15 protein-coding genes are annotated in these 16,351 nt (G+C 65.3%); 9 read left to right on the top strand and 6 right to left on the bottom strand.

The features are described 5' to 3' along the window. Positions 1-15 precede the first annotated feature (15 nt). The 5 genes from FCF25_RS14375 to FCF25_RS14355 form a co-directional block, all read right to left on the bottom strand. Positions 16-900, bottom strand: coding sequence for a hypothetical protein (locus FCF25_RS14375; RefSeq protein ID WP_137049173.1), 885 nt, complete (start codon positions 898-900; stop codon positions 16-18). Between the two features lie 251 nt (positions 901-1,151). After that, positions 1,152-2,240, bottom strand: a complete 1,089-nt coding sequence (locus tag FCF25_RS14370; RefSeq protein ID WP_137049172.1) for a hypothetical protein — start codon at positions 2,238-2,240, stop codon at positions 1,152-1,154. 298 nt (positions 2,241-2,538) lie between these two features. Beyond that, positions 2,539-3,627, bottom strand: a complete 1,089-nt coding sequence (locus FCF25_RS14365) for a DUF5305 domain-containing protein (RefSeq protein ID WP_137049171.1) — start codon at positions 3,625-3,627, stop codon at positions 2,539-2,541. A gap of 133 nt (positions 3,628-3,760) precedes the next feature. Then, complete coding sequence (locus tag FCF25_RS14360; protein ID WP_137049170.1) at positions 3,761-4,921, bottom strand: signal peptidase I; 1,161 nt, start codon at positions 4,919-4,921, stop codon at positions 3,761-3,763. Positions 4,922-5,217: 296 nt separating this feature from the next. Further along, positions 5,218-5,724, bottom strand: a complete 507-nt coding sequence (locus tag FCF25_RS14355) for a DUF1102 domain-containing protein (protein ID WP_137049169.1) — start codon at positions 5,722-5,724, stop codon at positions 5,218-5,220. A 298-nt stretch (positions 5,725-6,022) separates the two neighbouring features. On the opposite strand from FCF25_RS14355, the gene FCF25_RS14350 reads away from it, so the two are divergent. The 4 genes from FCF25_RS14350 to FCF25_RS14335 all read left to right on the top strand — a co-directional run bounded on the left by FCF25_RS14350 (position 6,023) and on the right by FCF25_RS14335 (position 9,689). After that, positions 6,023-6,586: a hypothetical protein gene (locus FCF25_RS14350; protein ID WP_254425863.1), complete on the top strand. Its 564-nt coding sequence runs from the start codon at positions 6,023-6,025 to the stop codon at positions 6,584-6,586. Beyond that, entirely contained in the window at positions 6,583-7,014 is a 432-nt protein-coding gene (locus tag FCF25_RS14345; protein WP_137049167.1) for a hypothetical protein, read from the top strand. Before FCF25_RS14350 ends, FCF25_RS14345 begins: the two co-directional genes overlap by 4 nt. 116 nt (positions 7,015-7,130) lie before the next feature. Further along, positions 7,131-8,363, top strand: coding sequence for a mandelate racemase/muconate lactonizing enzyme family protein (locus tag FCF25_RS14340; protein ID WP_137049166.1), 1,233 nt, complete (start codon positions 7,131-7,133; stop codon positions 8,361-8,363). A gap of 363 nt (positions 8,364-8,726) precedes the next feature. Further along, entirely contained in the window at positions 8,727-9,689 is a 963-nt protein-coding gene (locus FCF25_RS14335; protein WP_137049165.1) for an acetamidase/formamidase family protein, read from the top strand. A gap of 13 nt (positions 9,690-9,702) precedes the next feature. Here FCF25_RS14335 and FCF25_RS14330 read toward each other — a convergent pair whose 3' ends face one another. Further along, positions 9,703-10,209 (bottom strand): MOSC domain-containing protein, encoded by a 507-nt coding sequence (locus tag FCF25_RS14330; protein WP_137049164.1) that lies wholly within the window; start codon positions 10,207-10,209, stop codon positions 9,703-9,705. A 179-nt stretch (positions 10,210-10,388) separates the two neighbouring features. Between FCF25_RS14330 and FCF25_RS14325 the strand changes: the two genes are divergently transcribed. The 5 genes from FCF25_RS14325 to FCF25_RS14305 all read left to right on the top strand — a co-directional run bounded on the left by FCF25_RS14325 (position 10,389) and on the right by FCF25_RS14305 (position 16,348). Then, positions 10,389-11,219, top strand: coding sequence for an SDR family oxidoreductase (locus FCF25_RS14325; RefSeq protein WP_168191265.1), 831 nt, complete (start codon positions 10,389-10,391; stop codon positions 11,217-11,219). A gap of 77 nt (positions 11,220-11,296) precedes the next feature. Beyond that, positions 11,297-11,680: a methylmalonyl-CoA epimerase gene (gene mce, locus FCF25_RS14320; protein ID WP_137049162.1), complete on the top strand. Its 384-nt coding sequence runs from the start codon at positions 11,297-11,299 to the stop codon at positions 11,678-11,680. Positions 11,681-11,818: 138 nt separating this feature from the next. Continuing rightward, positions 11,819-13,708: an o-succinylbenzoate--CoA ligase gene (menE, locus tag FCF25_RS14315; protein ID WP_137049161.1), complete on the top strand. Its 1,890-nt coding sequence runs from the start codon at positions 11,819-11,821 to the stop codon at positions 13,706-13,708. Positions 13,709-13,899: 191 nt separating this feature from the next. Further along, the gene (locus FCF25_RS14310) at positions 13,900-15,048 is read left to right on the top strand and encodes an acyl-CoA dehydrogenase family protein (RefSeq protein WP_137049160.1); all 1,149 of its coding nucleotides are present in this window, start codon (positions 13,900-13,902) and stop codon (positions 15,046-15,048) included. 109 nt (positions 15,049-15,157) lie between these two features. Continuing rightward, positions 15,158-16,348: a winged helix DNA-binding domain-containing protein gene (locus tag FCF25_RS14305; RefSeq protein WP_217353075.1), complete on the top strand. Its 1,191-nt coding sequence runs from the start codon at positions 15,158-15,160 to the stop codon at positions 16,346-16,348. The last annotated feature ends 3 nt before the right edge of the window (positions 16,349-16,351 follow it).

Here is a 16,351-nt window from a genome sequence, read left to right as displayed (position 1 = left end):
CGGTTCTATCGGTAGTTAGGCGAAAGCAGCGGCGAGTCCGTCGCTCTCGAGCGCGCTGGCGGTCGCGTCCGACTCAGCCGACACCCCGACGCTCGCCTCGACGTTCGTTACGTCGAAGGCGTACGCGCCGGTTTCGGTGACGCGGGCGACTTCTCGCTCTCCGTCGAAGAGAACGACGGTCACTCCGACGCGTCCGGTTCGCTCGACGGTCGTTCCGTCGTCGTCGTTCGCGAACGCCGCGGTGGTGTCGTCGTCGTCGGCGTACGTGACTGCGTCGTCACCGAACACGGTTCGGAGGTCGAGTTTGCGTTCGTCCTCGGTCGCGACGGTCTCTCTCGTCGCTTCTCGCCACGTGCCGTCGTCCGTCCGCGCACTCACGACGAAGACGACGGCGTCGACGTTGGCTCGCTCCCACGAGACCGTCCCGGACAGGTGTCCTCTCACGACGTCGACGGAGCCGTCGTCGCTTCGGACGTCGGCGGCGTCGCCGACCGAGAGCCCGAGGTCGGCGTCGCGCTCGTCGTTCCCGTTCGACCGGTCACTTCGGTCGTTCGAGCGCTCGGAGCGGTCGTTTTCGTCGTTTTCGTCGCTCTCGTCGGACTCGTCGGAGTTCGCCGCCTCCGCCGGCTCTTCGGTGCTGTTAGACGGCGCTGCTGTCGTCGTCGGCTGCTGGTCGGACCCCTCGTCGTCGCCCGTCTCCGTCGGCGGCGGCGTGACGGTCGGGTCGGGCGTCGACGTCGCGTTCGTCAGGTCGGTCTGGTCGGTCGGCTGCGACGAATCGCCGCCGAACGGGGAGTCGAGGGCCCCGAACCCCGCCCCCAACGCGACGGTCGAGACGAGGATGAGCGCGAAAATCGACTTCTTGGTCACCAGCGCCGCGACGGAGGATTTCAACGGCATCGATTACCCCTGGTTCTCGCCCGCCGCGGTCGACGGACCCCTCGTCGTCGGGGTTCGGTCGGTCGTCGCGCTGGCGTTCGGCGAGCCAGTAACGGGTGTCGCTACCGTTCGTGATGGGTGCATACGAGATACCCGCCGGCGGAGTCGAACCGCCGTACGCCAGCGCGGGAGTAGTTGTCGAGAGATGGGTGCGATGCGAGGCGGTTTCGGTGCGACGAGTGTCGCGTCGAAACGCCCGTTCGCGTCGGCGTTTACGACTGGACGATTTCCTCGGTGAGGAAGTACGTCGTGTCCGTCCCGTCCCACGCCGCCTTGCCGTCCGGGTCGTTCGAGATGGTGACGTGTTCGCCCTCGCCGCCGTAGCTGCTGTTGCAGACGAACTGGTAGGCGTCTCCCTCGCCGAAGCCGAGACCGCTGGCGTCGAATTCGATGTGGAAGGACTCTCCGTCCTTGTCGATAGAGACCATCTCGGGGATGGAAATGTCGTTCCACGATCCGTCCGTGACCGCTTTTGCGAACGTCTCGTTGGAGGCGTGCCATCCGATCTGGAACGCCGGGTGGCTGTCCGTCTTGATTCCGAGGGCCATGTTCGCAGACGGTTCGTCCTCGTCGGACCACGGTTCCTCCAGTTCCACGTCGAACAGGACCTTCGAGAGGTCGTTGCCGTCGTAGACGTAGGAGATGAACAGCTCCATCGCTCCCTCGGTGTACTCGGGGTCGAACTTGTCGGGGTTCTTCAGGTCCTGATTCGCCCGCGAGATGTAGTGAGAGTCGTAGCCACCGGCCGAACCAGTAGCCTCACTCTCGGAAGCGACCGTCTCCTTCTCGTTCGTCACTTCGAGAGCCATCGTTCCGTCTTCGCTGGCCGAGACTGCCGAGCCGTTGCGGGGAGTCACTTCGATTCCCAGACTGAGTTTCAGATTGGAAGTGACCGTCTCCCCGTCGTCCGAAACCGAAAACGCCTCGTCGCCGAACACGTCGGTCACGTCCTCCTCCAGCGAGAACGGGGCGCTACCGTGCGTGTTAGTGAGCCCTTCGAGTTTGACCGAATCGATCTCTTTGGATTCATCATCGCCCTCGACCTCGCCGCTGAGAGTGACCGTCGCGTAGTCTGCGGGCGAGTCGAACCCGTCCCAGGTGACGGTCCCCTCCACAGCGACGACGTAGCGCGTCACGGCGCCCTCGTCGTTGACGACCGGGTCCGGGTCGTTCACCGTGAACGCTGCGTCAACGTTCTCCGCGGCCGCAGTGCTCGCGAATCCCGCGCCGACTCCGACCGCGCCGATTGCTCCGAGTGCCGATACGACTTTCCGCCGACTGAACTTGTTCTGCTTGGACATGGTTCGCGTCTTGCCGGTCCCTGCCGGCTTGCTTTCCACTCGGGGTGGTACCCACTTACTCATTAGCCAGGAGATATGTCTCATTGGTTGTCAGAATACCGTTCAACCGGTGTCAGAAGTCCAGTAATTGACCCCTACCGTCACGTTTAGGACCGCCGGACGGGGGATTGCCACTACCGTGTTCCGAAGCTCAGACGCTTACAGATGTGGCGTTCGTCGGCTTTCGATAGATGGCATGTGGCACGGCGTGTGGGAAGGGACTATCGACCCGTCACGCCGAACAGAAACGACGGCCGCTTCACTGGCTCTCGGACTCGGTGTCGTGAGACGCGATGTCCCCGACCCTCGTCGGTGGTTCGTACGTGTACAGACAGGCGTCGGTGACGACGTAGTACACCTCGTCGTCGGGGTCGGCGACGACGCCGGTGTTCGAGTCGATAGCGAAGTCGACGAGGTCCGCCAGCGACGCAGCCTCCGCGCGGGGAGCGTCGATCACAGACGGTGGGAGTCGGACGGTCGTTATCCACTCGTCGAACTCCGCTCGATCGTCCGCGTACTGCAGATACGCGCGCTCGGCCGCAGTCAGTTCGATGCCGCGGCGACGGGCGACGCCGACGGCACCGAGGCCGCCGAGCGCTGCCACTAGCATCGCTGGACCGCCGACTCGGCGGAGCGAACCGGGGCGGTCGGGCACGCTGACCGACTCGGTTCGCTCGTACGTCTGCGGCGTCGTGTTCTCCGAAGTCGGCCGGTAAACACCTTGCTCGAACGTCACGGCCAACACGTCCCGCCGTTGTTCGGACACCGGTCGTTCGTTGACCGTCCCTTCGATGGTCGTCGTCGCAACGATTCTCGCTTCCGTCTCTCCGGGCGAACCGTCGAGTCGGTCCTCGATGAGCTCCGCTCGGTTGCGCGTTGCGTTCAGATTCGCCGAGAAGGATACCGGAACTGATTCACCGGGAGCGACGTCGGTGTACGACTCGTTCTGCAACGGTACTGTTCGATGCCAGTACTCGCGGCCTTCGTCGTCGACGGAGCGAACGACGAGGACGACGGTGGTCCGCACGTCGATAGAACCGCCGTCGCTCGCGTCGTACTTGACGCTGTAGGTCCCGTCGAGCGTCGGCGAGGCGCGGAAGAAGTAGGCGCTGCGGTTCGACAGGACGGTCCCCGTCTCGAACGCCGGGTTCGGCTCGGTCACGTTCGCGGCGTGGGAAAACTCGCTGTCGAGCTCCCAGGAATCGACCGTTCGTTCTTCGGTGTGGGTTCCTGGCGAGACAGCGGTGACGGTGACGCCCGCACCGACCAGTGCGACGAGGAGCAAGAACCCGACGAGCACCGTCGCGTACCGAGAGAGGAACGCACGAGTACGGAGTCGTCGACTCACGGGACCCCCTCCGCGAAGGCGACAGTCGTCCGATTCCTCTGAACTGTTCGCGTTATCCGACCGACCGCTGCCTCGTCTGCGCGGCCTTCTCTGCGATTCTCGCACGTAAACCGGGTGGATTGTCTCTGTTCGCTCATCTCTCGTACACACTCCGTAGTAGTTTCCGAATCGATAGGCGCTCCGTCGGTCGCTTCGACCGTGTTCTTACCCGTCCCGTTCCCACCACCGCCCGTCCGACGAGGTAGAACGCCCCGCCCAGCATCGCGTCTACGAGAACAATCGGGACCCACGGGTGGACGGCGTATCCGGCTCGGATGACCGACATCGGCAGGAGCGCCAGATATCGGTGTTCGACGACGAACATCCGGTAGTAACCGGTCTCCGGCGGTGCGGTGAGTGTCACAGTCGCGTTTTTGACTTCACCGCTCTCGACACGCACCTCTCGAGGCGTCACGTCGACGCCGTCACCCCGTGGTTCGACGAACGAGACAACCGGAATCAGACCGCCGTTGACCACCGGGTACATCGTCTCCTCGCTCGTTCCCTGTAGAATCACCCGAGCGCCCTCGGCGTCTCGGTCGGCACTGACGACACCGTACTGCTGCACCCCAGCGGGCACCACCATCGCCGCCGTCGCCGTAACGACGAGCAACGCCGCGAGAGCGCCGAGAACGAGTCGAGTACTGTGGCCGGAGTCGCGCGCTCTGGACCGCGACCGAGTCCGTCCGCCGCTTCGATAGCTTTCGACGACGTACGCCGCCACGCACAGCGCGAAAAACAGGTACGCGAGTCCTTGCGGACCCATCACCGCTTGGGTCCCCAGAAGCGAGGCGAGGTACTGCTGAATCCAAACTAACCCGCCTCGGAGGCTTTCGATACCCGTTCCGAGATGTGGAATCGTGACAACAGTCCCGTCGACCTGCAGGGCGACGGCGACGATTTTCGTCTCCGGAACCGGTGGTTCCTCGCCTTCTTGGTCGACGAACGGGTTAGCGTCACCCTTCGTCACGTAGCCTCGGTCGCTCTCGCCGATGACGCGGTGGGTGGTCAACCCGCCGCCGTGGAGGTCCTCCGCCCGGAAGGTGACGACGTCACCCTCTTCGACGGGACCGGAGAGTTCTGCCGGGATAGCGATGAAGCCGTCGCCGGTCTGTATCGTCGGCTCCATACTCCCGGTCTCGACGTAGCTCAAGAGTATCGGTTGTCCGAGCAGTTGCCCAGCGAGCAAGCAGATGACGACGACCAGCAGAAGGAGTTCAACTGCCTGCGAGAGACGTTTACGACCGGGTGCCATCGCTCACCTCTCCGGACCTTCCGACGCTAATTTTCGATTGGTCGTCGCTCCTCGGTACGGTTCGCCGACGGCGAGGAGCGAACAGACTGATTTGGGGTATCGAGAACGTGGCCGTTCTCGCCTCTGGCAGTCCAGCGTCGGTGTTGGTTCGTCTCATCGGTCCGAAACCCACCGGCGGAATCGAACCACCGTGACGCGGCGATGCCGCGACGAGTGCGTGTCGCGTGCGCGCAACGCGAGACGCGAGCACCAGCGTGGGCCACTACGACGGGTCAGCCGTCGTGTGTGTCGTTCGACTACCCCTGCGATGCGTCGGCCTTGACGTTAATCGAGGTTATCTCATCCAGGCCTCCTTGGCCGAGCACCTCCATGTTGACGTACACCGTATTGCCACTGCCGAGCGTGTACGCATTTCCGGGCCCTTCTATCGACGTACTGAAATCAGATGAGTTAGCATTCGCCGTTCCGTACCAGTTGACGTCATTGGAGTCGTCATCTATCCAGACACCGACCGACTGTTCGCCTTGGTTCGTGATGTAGAACAGGCTCGTGAAGGAGTAGTCAGAGTTCTCGTTGATTCCCATGCCACCCTGCGGACTCTCGAAGTTGAGCGAGAGAGTTCCACCAGAAGTGTCGGCGTAGTCACTCTCCGAATCGAGCGCGAGTAGCGCGTTTGCGTCGTCGACGACGTTCAGACTGACATCACGCTGAATGTTAGCGAAGTTGAACGCGCCAGTTCCCATTGCGGCCGCAGAGCCTGCGGCGAGCGATCCGAGTCCGACCAAATACTTTCTGCGCTTCATGATTGGTCACTTCCTGTACACCCTGTGTCGGATGCACACGACTGCCGACCGGAGCCATGGTATTTGTATTGACACGACAGACGGACGTTCCGGACCACTCTGACCCGGTTCCGGGTCGGTCTGAAAGCCCGAGTTCGGGAGAAACGGCGGATTACCTGTCGAAAGTGACGGTCCTGACGCAGGTGAGTTTTCGACGTATCGAACTGTTACCGGCAACTGTCAGAGAAAACGGTCTTTATGCTTTATGTAGGACACCTAAGGACTCTCAGTCGGCACTATGGGGGTCACGACGAAACCAGTGGATTCGGGTGAGTCCACGACGGACGAGGAGGGACCGTCCGAAGACGAACTGTTCGACGTACTGTCTAATCGGCGACGACGGTACGCGTTACACGCGTTGCTGAACGAGGGGACGTGCGAACTCGGCGACCTCGCGGAACTGGTCGCAGCGTGGGAGAACGGGGTTTCAGTCGAGGACGTCAGTTCTACGGAACGGAAGCGAGTGTATACGGCACTCCAGCAGTCACACCTGCCACGGATGGATGAGTGCGGCGTACTGACGTTCGACAAGCGCTCGGGGAGCGTGTCGCCATCGCCGTCGCTCGACGAGTTCGAGGTGTACATGGACGTCGTCCGCGGCAATGACATTCCGTGGAGCGAGTACTATCTCGGATTGGCGGGCGTCAGTGTGGTCGTTCTCTCGGCGGCGTGGGTCGATGTGTATCCGTTGTCAGCCGTCTCCGATCTCTCGTGGTTCGCGTTCGTCGTCGCGGCGTTCTCCGCATCCGCGCTCACGCACGTCTACTTCACGAGACGAATGAAGCTCGGGACGAGAGAGACTCCGCCGGGAGCCGGACCGTGAGCCCAACCAAGGTGCTCGTTGTCGCATTCGGAATCCTCGCCGTTCTCACGACGGTCAGCGGCACAGCCGGATTCGACACCGCGACGGTCGAACGCGGTATCGACATCCGCGTCGCCGACGACGACCAGGCGTACATCGGAGTGGACGCCTGCGTTCGCGATCGCGGCGGTTCCGGTTCACCGAGCAACGAGAGCCGGTCGGTGCTGAGAGTGGAAGTCACGAACCGGTTTGCGGAAGCGGTCACGGTTTCGGTACTCGACGCGCAACCGCGCGGAAGTGATACGCTCTCACCGGGAGAGACGACGTCGTTCACCCTGCCGGTCGACCGCCCCGAGAACGACGAGGTCCGCGTCTCGGTCGAAGGGCAATCGGTCGAAGCGACACTCGTGAGCGAGACGACGCCGTGCGGAGAGGCGACAACGGACTGAACGGGCAGAACGCTCATACTTCCGGGGCCGGAATCTGGTCACGATGCCCCTCTCGACAGCCGTACGCTTCGAGAGGGTCTCAAAACCTTTACTTCACACCGAGTAAATACCAGACCATGACACGAAACTACGCAGAGCTCCACGACCCGAACGCGGAGTACACGATGCGGGACCTCTCCGCCGAGACGATGGGCGTCACCGGCGAGCGGGGCGGGACTCGCGACGTCGAGATCACGGACGTTCAGACGACGATGATCGACGGCAACTTCCCGTGGACGCTCGTCCGCGTCTACACCGACGCGGGCGTCGTCGGCACCGGCGAAGCCTACTGGGGCGCCGGCGTCCCCGAACTCGTCCAGCGGATGACGCCGTTCGTCATCGGAGAGAACCCGCTCGACATCGACCGAATCACCGAACACCTCGTCCAGAAGATGTCCGGCGAGGGCTCCATCGGCGGCGTCACCGTCACCGCCATCTCCGGCATCGAGATCGCGCTGCACGACCTCGCGGGTAAGATTCTCGACGTTCCCGCCTACCAGCTGCTCGGCGGAAAGTACCGCGACGAGGTCCGCGTCTACTGCGACTGCCACACCGAAGAGGAGGCCGACCCCGACGCCTGCGCCGACGAGGCCGAGCGAGTCGTCGAGGACCTCGGTTACGACGCGCTGAAATTCGACCTCGACGTTCCGTCGGGGCTGGAGAAGGACCGCGCGAACCGCCACCTCCGCCCGGGCGAGATACGCCACAAAGCCGAAATCGTCGAGAAGGTGACCGAGCGCGTGAAGGACCGCGCCGACGTCGCCTTCGACTGCCACTGGACGTTCTCCGCCGGCAGCGCCAAGCGCCTTGCGCGGGCCATCGAGGACTACGACGTCTGGTGGCTCGAAGACCCCGTGCCGCCGGAGAACCACGACGTCCAGCGCGAGGTGACGCAGTACACCTCGACGCCGATCACCGCCGGCGAGAACGTCTACCGCAAGCACGGCCACCGCCGACTCCTCGAAGAGCAGGCCGTCGACATCATCGCCCCCGACATGCCGAAGGTCGGCGGCATGCGCGAGACGCGGAAGATCGCCGACATGGCCGACACCTACTACGTCCCGGTGGCGATGCACAACGTCTCCTCGCCCGTGGCGACGATGGCCTCCGCGCACGTCGGCGCGTCCATCCCGAACTCGCTGGCCGTCGAGTACCACTCCTACGAGCTCGGCTGGTGGGAGGACCTGGTCGAGGAGGACGTCATCGAGGACGGGTACATCGAGATTCCGGAGAAGCCCGGCCTCGGCCTGACGCTCGACATGGACGTCGTCGAAGAGCGCATGGTCGACGGCGAAGAGCTGTTCGACTGAGCGAAGCGAAGTCGAGCACGTGACGCCCTGCGTCACGACGTTCGACGAAGCATAGCATCGTCGAGCCAGCGAATCTCCGATTTGCGGTCTGCAAGACGCTGTCGCGACGACAAATACGCTTCAATCACGTTCGAACCGTCCGATTTCGCGCGTTCACCGTGCTATAGCCGGCTCAAATCCCGATACGGCGTCGAAGAAACCTATGAAACGCTCGATTCGGGGCCCCGCTCGTCGCTATAGTGCACATCCGTCGGCGGCGTCGCAGAACGGACAGGTGGTCTGAACGAATCCGGCCGTCCCTTCGCGGACACTGTCCCGATTCCCGGAGTGTATTATTTAGCTGTCCGACGCTACTGTCACTGTATGGCGCAGCACGACTACACCGTCGACTACGAACTGAGCGACGACGACGAGAACATCCACAACGTCTGGGACAACAGCCTCGACCCGGTGTTGAGAGTCGAACCCGGAGAGGTCGTTCGATTCGAGTGCCGCGACGCCCTCGACGGACAGGTGACGCAGGACTCGACGGCCGAAGACCTCGCCAACGCGAGTTTCGACCCGGTGCATCCGCTCACCGGTCCCGTGGCCGTCGAGGGCGCGGAACCCGGCGACGTGCTCGTCGTCGAACTGCTCGACTTCGAGCACAAGGGCTGGGGGTTCACCGGCTACATGCCCGGCGAGATGGGTCTCGGCCTCCTCCCCGAGGAGTTCGAGGAGGCGGGGTTGCACATCTGGGACCTCGGCGAGGAGACCGCCGAGTTCGTAAACGGAATTGAGGTACCGCTCGACATGTTCCCCGGTATCATCGGCGTCGCGCCGGGCGAGGCGGGTGAGCACGATACGCTTCCGCCGAGTGCCACCGGCGGAAACATGGACGTCAAGCACATGACCGCCGGGTCTACGGTGTACCTCCCCGTGGAAACCGAGGGCGCGCTGTTCTCGACGGCCGACTGCCACGCGGCACAGGGTGACGGCGAAGTGTGCGTGACGGGCATCGAAGCGCCGATGTTCGTCACCGCCCGGTTCGACGTGCGTAAAGACATGGACATCGAGCAACCGCAGTTCGAGACCGACGGCCCGTTCACGCCGACGGGACAGGACGAACGGATGTACGGGACGACCGGCATCGACAGCGACCTGATGGAGGCGACGAAGAAGGCGGTTCGACACATGATAGAGCATCTCCACACCGAACGCGACCTGACGCGCGGGGAGGCGTACATCCTCTGCTCGGCCGCGGTGGACCTGAAGATAAGCGAAGTCGTCGACGCGCCGAACTGGACGGTGACGGCGTACCTGCCCGAGAGCATCTTCCCGCAGTAGAGCGGTTCTCCGGCTACAGACCCAACCGTTCGGCTATCTTCCGCCCCATCGTTCGGGGGTCCGCTTCGACGATTTCGAGGTCGTCGCCGGCGCGAATCGTTCCCGGCTGGACGACGTCGGCGCAGATTCCCCCGCGCTTGTTCTTCAGCGCCCGCGCGACGCCCTCCTCGCCGGCGACCTGCTCGACGTGCGCACACGGTGGTCGCGGGCGCGTCCCCCGGAGGAACGCGTCGCCGACGCGGAACGTGGTGTGTAGCAGGTCGTGGACCTCCACGCCGCGGGTGACGACGTTTCGGCGGTGGCGGCCGTCGGTGAGGTCGATGCCGAACTCGTCGCGTATCTCGTCGACGGCCTCGGCTTCGATGAGGGTCACCTCGCAGACGTCGTACGGCGAGTAGTAGCCGCGGCCGGTCTGGTAGCGGTCGCCGCTGAGACCGCCCTCGACGGCGTCGACGCTGTCGAGTTCCTCCATCGGTGCGCTGTCCTCGGGGGCGACGAAGACGCGTTCGACGTAAGCCATACGTTCGGTAGCGCCTCCACCGACAAAGCGGTTCGTCGGCGGGGACGTCTCGGCGATCCGCCGGCGAGCAGTGGACGAATCTCGTCGTCGACGAGAATCGACTGCACGGAGAAGGCGCGAGTTGCACGCCGTGCCACCGCCCGTCGCGTTTTATGTGCCGCACGGGAGTATCGGGAGACGTGACACGGGTCGTACTCATCACCGGTTGCGACGAGGGTATCGGACGACGGGCGGCGCGGACGTTCGCCGCCGCCGACTGGACCGTCTACGCGACGGGCCTCGACGAGGAGGCGCTCGAACCGCTCGAAGACGACGGCTGCGAGACGGCAGTGCTCGACGTGACCGACGAGGGTGCGGAGTCGGTCGTCGACGACGTCGTCGAGGAGGCGGGCCGACTCGACTGCCTCGTCAACAACGCCGGCGTCGGCCACGTCGGAGCCGTCGAGGAGACCGAGGCCGAGGACGTGGCCGCTCTCCTGGAGGTGAACGTCGTCGGGATGCACCGCGTCACGAGGGCGGCGCTCCCGCACCTCCGCGACTCCGAAATCGGCCGCGTCGTGAACCTCTCGAGCGTCGTCGGCCGCTACCCGCTGCCGGGGATGGCCGCCTACACCGCCTCGAAGTTCGCCGTCGAGGGGTGGACGGAGGCGCTCCGCGCCGAGCTCGAACCGTTCGGCGTCGACGCGATACTCGTCGAACCCGGCGTCGTCGGCACCGGATTCGTCGACGACCTCTTCTCGGACGTGGAGAACCGAGCCGCCGAGGACGGCCGCTACGCCGACCTCTATCGGATGCTCGACTACTGGCTACCGGACCTCGAAGACCTCGGCGGCGACGCCGACGAGACGGCGAACACCATCGTCCGCGCGGCGAGTGCGCCGAAACCGCGCGAGCGGTACCCCGTGGGGACGCAGGGCCGCGCGCTCGTCCTCGGCGGACACCTCCCGGCGTGGGTGCGCGACGCCGGGTGGCGCGTCGCTCGCAACGTATCGCGCGTGTTCGGGAGGTGAGTTCGCGACTCCCGGAGAGTCTCCCACCGTCGAACTACCGTTCGGGGATTTATCTCTTCGTCCGACGAAGCGCGGGTATGCAGTTCGACCACGCAGGCGTCGCCACCCGCGACGCAGACGCGCTCGCGGAGTTGTTCGGTCAGTTGTTCGACGCCCCGGAAGTCCACCGCGAGGAGTTCGACGGGATGACCGTCGTCTTCCTCGAACTCGACGACGGCTACTTCGAGTTGCTCGAACCGCACGCCGACGGCGCTATCGCGCGCTACCTCGACAGCACCGGACCCGGACTCCACCACTTCGCGCTCGCGACGGAGGATATCGAATCGGCGCTCGACACCGCGAGAGCGGCGGGCGTCGAACTCATCGACGAGGAACCGAGACCGGGTGCGTGGGGCCATCAGGTCGCCTTCTTGCACCCGAAATCGACCGGCGGCGTCCTCGTCGAGTTCGTCGAGCACTGACGAACCGCTCGCTTCGTTTCGTCCGATTCGGTTCCGTCTCGCCGGGTTCCGGCTACGCGGCCGAACCGAGCGGTGCGACCGACGACACCGGGGGCGGCCGATGCAAAGACAGTTGTGCCCCGCCCGCCATCCCGAGGTATGCGCGATTGGCTCTCGCACCGGGCACGGACGTCTCCGACGGCGACGGCGCTCGTCGTCGCCGACTCGGAGGCCGAGTGGACCGTCGCCGAACTCGACGCCGCCGTCGAGGAGACGGCGGGCCGTCTCGCGGCTCTCGGCGTCGAAGCTGACGACCACCTCGGCGTCCTCATGGACAGTCGGGTGGCGTACGTGCTGTTCGTCCACGCCTCGATGCGACTCGGCGCGACGCTCGTGCCGCTGAACGACCGCCTCACCGCCGCCGAACTCGGACCGCAGATAGCGCGCGCCGACCTGACGACGCTCGTCTGCGGCGAGACGACGGAGGAGACGGCCGTCGACGCGGTCGAGCGGGCCGACTCGACGGCCTCCACTCCGCTGGTCTCCGTCGACGAACCGCAGCACGACGCCGTCACGTCGTTCAAGGACGTGACCGCCAGGGGGTTCGTCCCGGCCGAGTGGGAGCGCTCGGACCCGCTCGTGCTCCTCTTCACCTCCGGGACCACCGGCGACCCGAAGGCGGTGATTCTCCGGATGGGAAACGTGCTGTCGAGCGCCGTCGCCTCGGCGTTCCACCTCGGCATCTCGCCGGACGACCGCTGGCTGGTTCCGCTGTCGCTGTACCACATGGGCGGTATCGGCCCGATTCTCCGCGGCCCGCTGTACGGCATCACCGTCGTCCTCCGCGAGGAGTACGACCCGGGGTCGACCGCCGACGACATCGGTCAGTTCGACATCACCTGCGTCTCGCTCGTCCCGACGATGCTCACGCAGATGCTCGACACGCGCGGGACGCTCGCCGACTCGCTACGAGTCGTCCTCCTCGGCGGTGCGCCGGCCCCGCGGTCGCTCGTCGAACGCTGCCGCGACTACTCGGTCCCGGTACACCCGACGTACGGGATGACCGAGACGGCCTCGCAGATAGCGACCGCTCGCCCGCAGGAAGCGTTCGACCACCCCGGAACCGTCGGCCGCCCGCTCTACTGGACGCGGCTGACCGTCGTCGACGAGGACGGTGCCGAGCTCCCGCCGAACGAGGTCGGCGAGCTGGTCGTCGACGGGCCGACCGTCTCGCCGGGCTACTACGGCGACGAGACGGCGACGAACGAGGCGTTCGGCCCGAACGGCCTCCACACCGGCGACGTCGGTTACCGCGACGAAGAGGGTCGCGTCTACGTGCTCAACCGCCTCGACGACCGGATCATCACCGGCGGCGAGAACGTCGACCCCGGCGAGATAGTCGAGACGCTCCGCTCGCACCCCGATGTCGCCGACGCCGCCGTCGTCGGCGTTCCCGACGACGAGTGGGGCGAACGGGTCGCGGCGCTTCTGGTGCCGAAGAACCCCGACCTCTCCGTCGAGGACGTCGACGCGTTCTGTCGGGAGCGACTCGCGGGGTTCAAGCTCCCGCGAACCATCGAGTTCGACCACGAACTCCCGCGAACGGTCTCGGGCACCGTCGACCGAGGGGCGCTCCGTGACAGGTTGGACGACGGTATTCGCATCGAGGACGCCGAGTCGGCGGAACCGACGCGGAAACTCGACGACGCGACCGATGCGGAAGGTGAAACCGACGCGACGGAAGTCGACGGGACGGTGACGCACGAGGGTGACGATTCGGTCGTCGAAGAAGCCGAATCGGTGGACGTCACTCCCGGCGACGATGGCGACAGTAGCGACGAGAGCAACAATGTCGGCGAAAGCGACGAGAGCGACAGTGGCGACGAGAGCGACAGTGGCGACGGAAGCGATAACGGCCACAGCACCGACGACACCGACGAAACTGATAGCGGGAGCGTCGGTGACGACGCCGACGACACCGACGAAGCCTCGTTCTGGGACGTAGACGACGACGCGGACGACGCTCGGGAGTCGGACCTCGACGAGTGACGCCAGCGCGGATATCGAGAAACCACCCGAGTCGGGTTTACTTCGTTTCCGGGGCTCGGTTTCGACGTGAGACGGGTCGAATCCGGGAACGTCGACGGATAAACCTCGCCGGCGTCGTTCCCCGAGTAAACCTCGCGCACGTTAGTTACCGTTCCACGAGCTATTTTACCACGTGCCACCGACGTGTCTCCATGGACCTTCTGGACGACAGCGTCGTCCCGGAGCACGCCCGCGAGGTCAAGCGGGCGGCCCGGGAGTTCGCCGAGGAACACATCGAACCGAACGCGGAGGAGTACTTCCGCACGGGCGACTACCCGTGGGAGATTCTGGAAGCGGCCCAGGACGCCGGCCTCATCGCCCAGGACATCGGCGAGGAGTACGGCGGCAAGGGCTTCGACATGTACCAGGTGCTCGCGCTCGCCGAGGAGTTCTACCGCGCCGACGCCGGTATCGGCCTCACGCTCATGCTCGCCAGTTTCGGCTGTGAGATCGTCGAGCACTACGGCAGCGAGGAGCAGAAGGAAGAGTACCTCCGCCCCGTCGCCGAGTGCGAGCAGATTTCGGGACTCGCCGTCTCCGAACCCGACACCGGCTCCGACATGGCCGGCATGACGACGACCGCCGAGAAGACCGACGAGGGCTACGTCCTCAACGGCGAGAAGTACTGGGTCGGCAACGCCGTCGAGGGCGACTGGCTCACCGTCTACGCGAAGACCGGCGACTCCGAGGACCGCTACTCGAACTACTCGATGTTTATCGTCGAGACCGATACCGAGGGGTACGAGGCCGAACACATCCCCGAGAAGATGGGGATGCGCGCCTCCAAGCAGGGTCACATCGTCTTCGACGACTGCGTCGTCCCCGAGGAGAACCTCGTCGGCAGCGAGGGCGGCGGCTTCTACATGCTCGCGGACTTCTTCAACCACGGCCGCGTCGCCGTCGGCGGTCACGGGCTCGGCCTCGCCGCCGCGGCCATCGAAGAGGCGTGGGAGTTCGTCCACGACCGCGAAGCGTTCGGCCGTAACGTCTCGGAGTTCCAGGCCGTCCAGCACATCCTCGCGGACATGCGCATGGAGTTCGAGGCCGCCCGCGCGCTCAACTGGCGCGCCGCGCAGAAGGTCGCCGACAACGAGGACGCCGGCTTCTGGGCGGCGGCGACGAAGACGAAGTCGACCGAGGTCGCCAACTTCTGCGCCGAGCGCGGGATGCAACTGCACGGCGGGCGCTCCATCCTGACCGAGCGCCGCATCGCCCGCGTCTACCGCGACGTGCGCATCCCGGTCATCTACGAGGGCGCGAACGAGATTCAGCGCAACCTCATCTACCGGCAGTCGAAGTAAGCGACCGTTTCGGTTCCTCTTTTTCTCTCTGTCTCTCTTCGCTACCTTCCAGCGAGCGCGACAAAACGCTTAGTCGCGTCCGTGTCGTCTCCGGCCTCGCCGAACGGACGTGACTCCCCTCACGACCGACCTTCGGCGAAGGAATCCGACAGTGCCGCTCGAACTCACCGCCGCTGACGCCGCTCGCTACCGCCTCCGCTCGCAACGACTCGCGCCGCGCACCGACGACGAGACATCGGTTTCAGAACTGCTCGCGTCGGTCTGCGGCATCCAAGCTCAGGAGAAACCCGCGGCCGCGCTCGGCGTCCGCGCCCGAAGCGAGTCGCTGACCGAAGCGGACCTCGAACGAGCACTGTACGAGGACCGGTCGGTCGTCAGGACGTGGTGCATGCGCGGGACGTTCCATCTCGTCGCCGCTGCGGATCTTCCGCTCTATCTCTCGCTGTTCGGCGAGACGTTCGCGTCGCGCGGGCCGGAACCGAAGCGACTCGAATCGATGGGACTCGACGAGAGCGATATCGCCCGGGCGATGGAACTGATTCGCGACGCCCTCCGCGAGGACGGGCCGCTCACCCGAGGGGAGATAGCGGGGCGGCTTCGACGGGGCGGCGTCGACCTCGACCCCGAGAGCCAAGCGCCGTACGTTCTCGTTCGCCGGGCCGCGCTGCTCGGAATCCTCTGCGAGGTCGCGCTGAAGGAGGGAAAGCCGGCCTACGACCTGCTTGACGAGTGGGTGCCGGTCGACGAGCCGCCGGACAGACAGGTCGCGCTCGTCGACCTCGCCCGCCGCTACCTCCGGGCGTTTCAACCCGCCTCCGTAGACGACTTCGCGGCGTGGTCGGGATTGTACGTGCGCGACGTGAAACTCGCGTGGGGGCTCGTCGCCGACGAGACGTCCGAAGTCGTCGTCGACGGCCGCGACGCGGCGATGCTCACCGAAGACCTCGAAGCGTACGAGTCGGCGACGGAATCCAACACCGAGACCGCCGACCGCGTCCGGTTGCTCCCCGGCTACGACTCCTACCTCCTCGGCTACGAGAAGGAGGTCCGGCCCATCCCGCGGGGGTACGAGTCGCAGGTCTGGCCGGGTGCCGGAGTCATCCGCCCGACGCTCGTCGTCGACGGCGAAGTCGTGGGAACGTGGCGGCTCGACCGCAACCGAGCGACGACGGCGCTCGTCGTCGACCCGTTTGAGTCGGTCGGCCCCGAACTCGAATCGCCGCTGCGGACCGAAGTCGAGGATGTCGGACGCTTTCTCGACACCGACGTCGAACTCCGGTTCGCCAACCGAGCGCCGTAATCC

Origin of the sequence: Haloprofundus sp. MHR1 (genome assembly GCF_005155585.1) — an archaeon.
Taxonomy (GTDB): Archaea; Halobacteriota; Halobacteria; order Halobacteriales; family Haloferacaceae; genus Haloprofundus; species Haloprofundus halophilus.
Note: the sequence above shows the minus strand (reverse complement) of the source record. Positions and strands in the feature narration are given on the sequence as shown.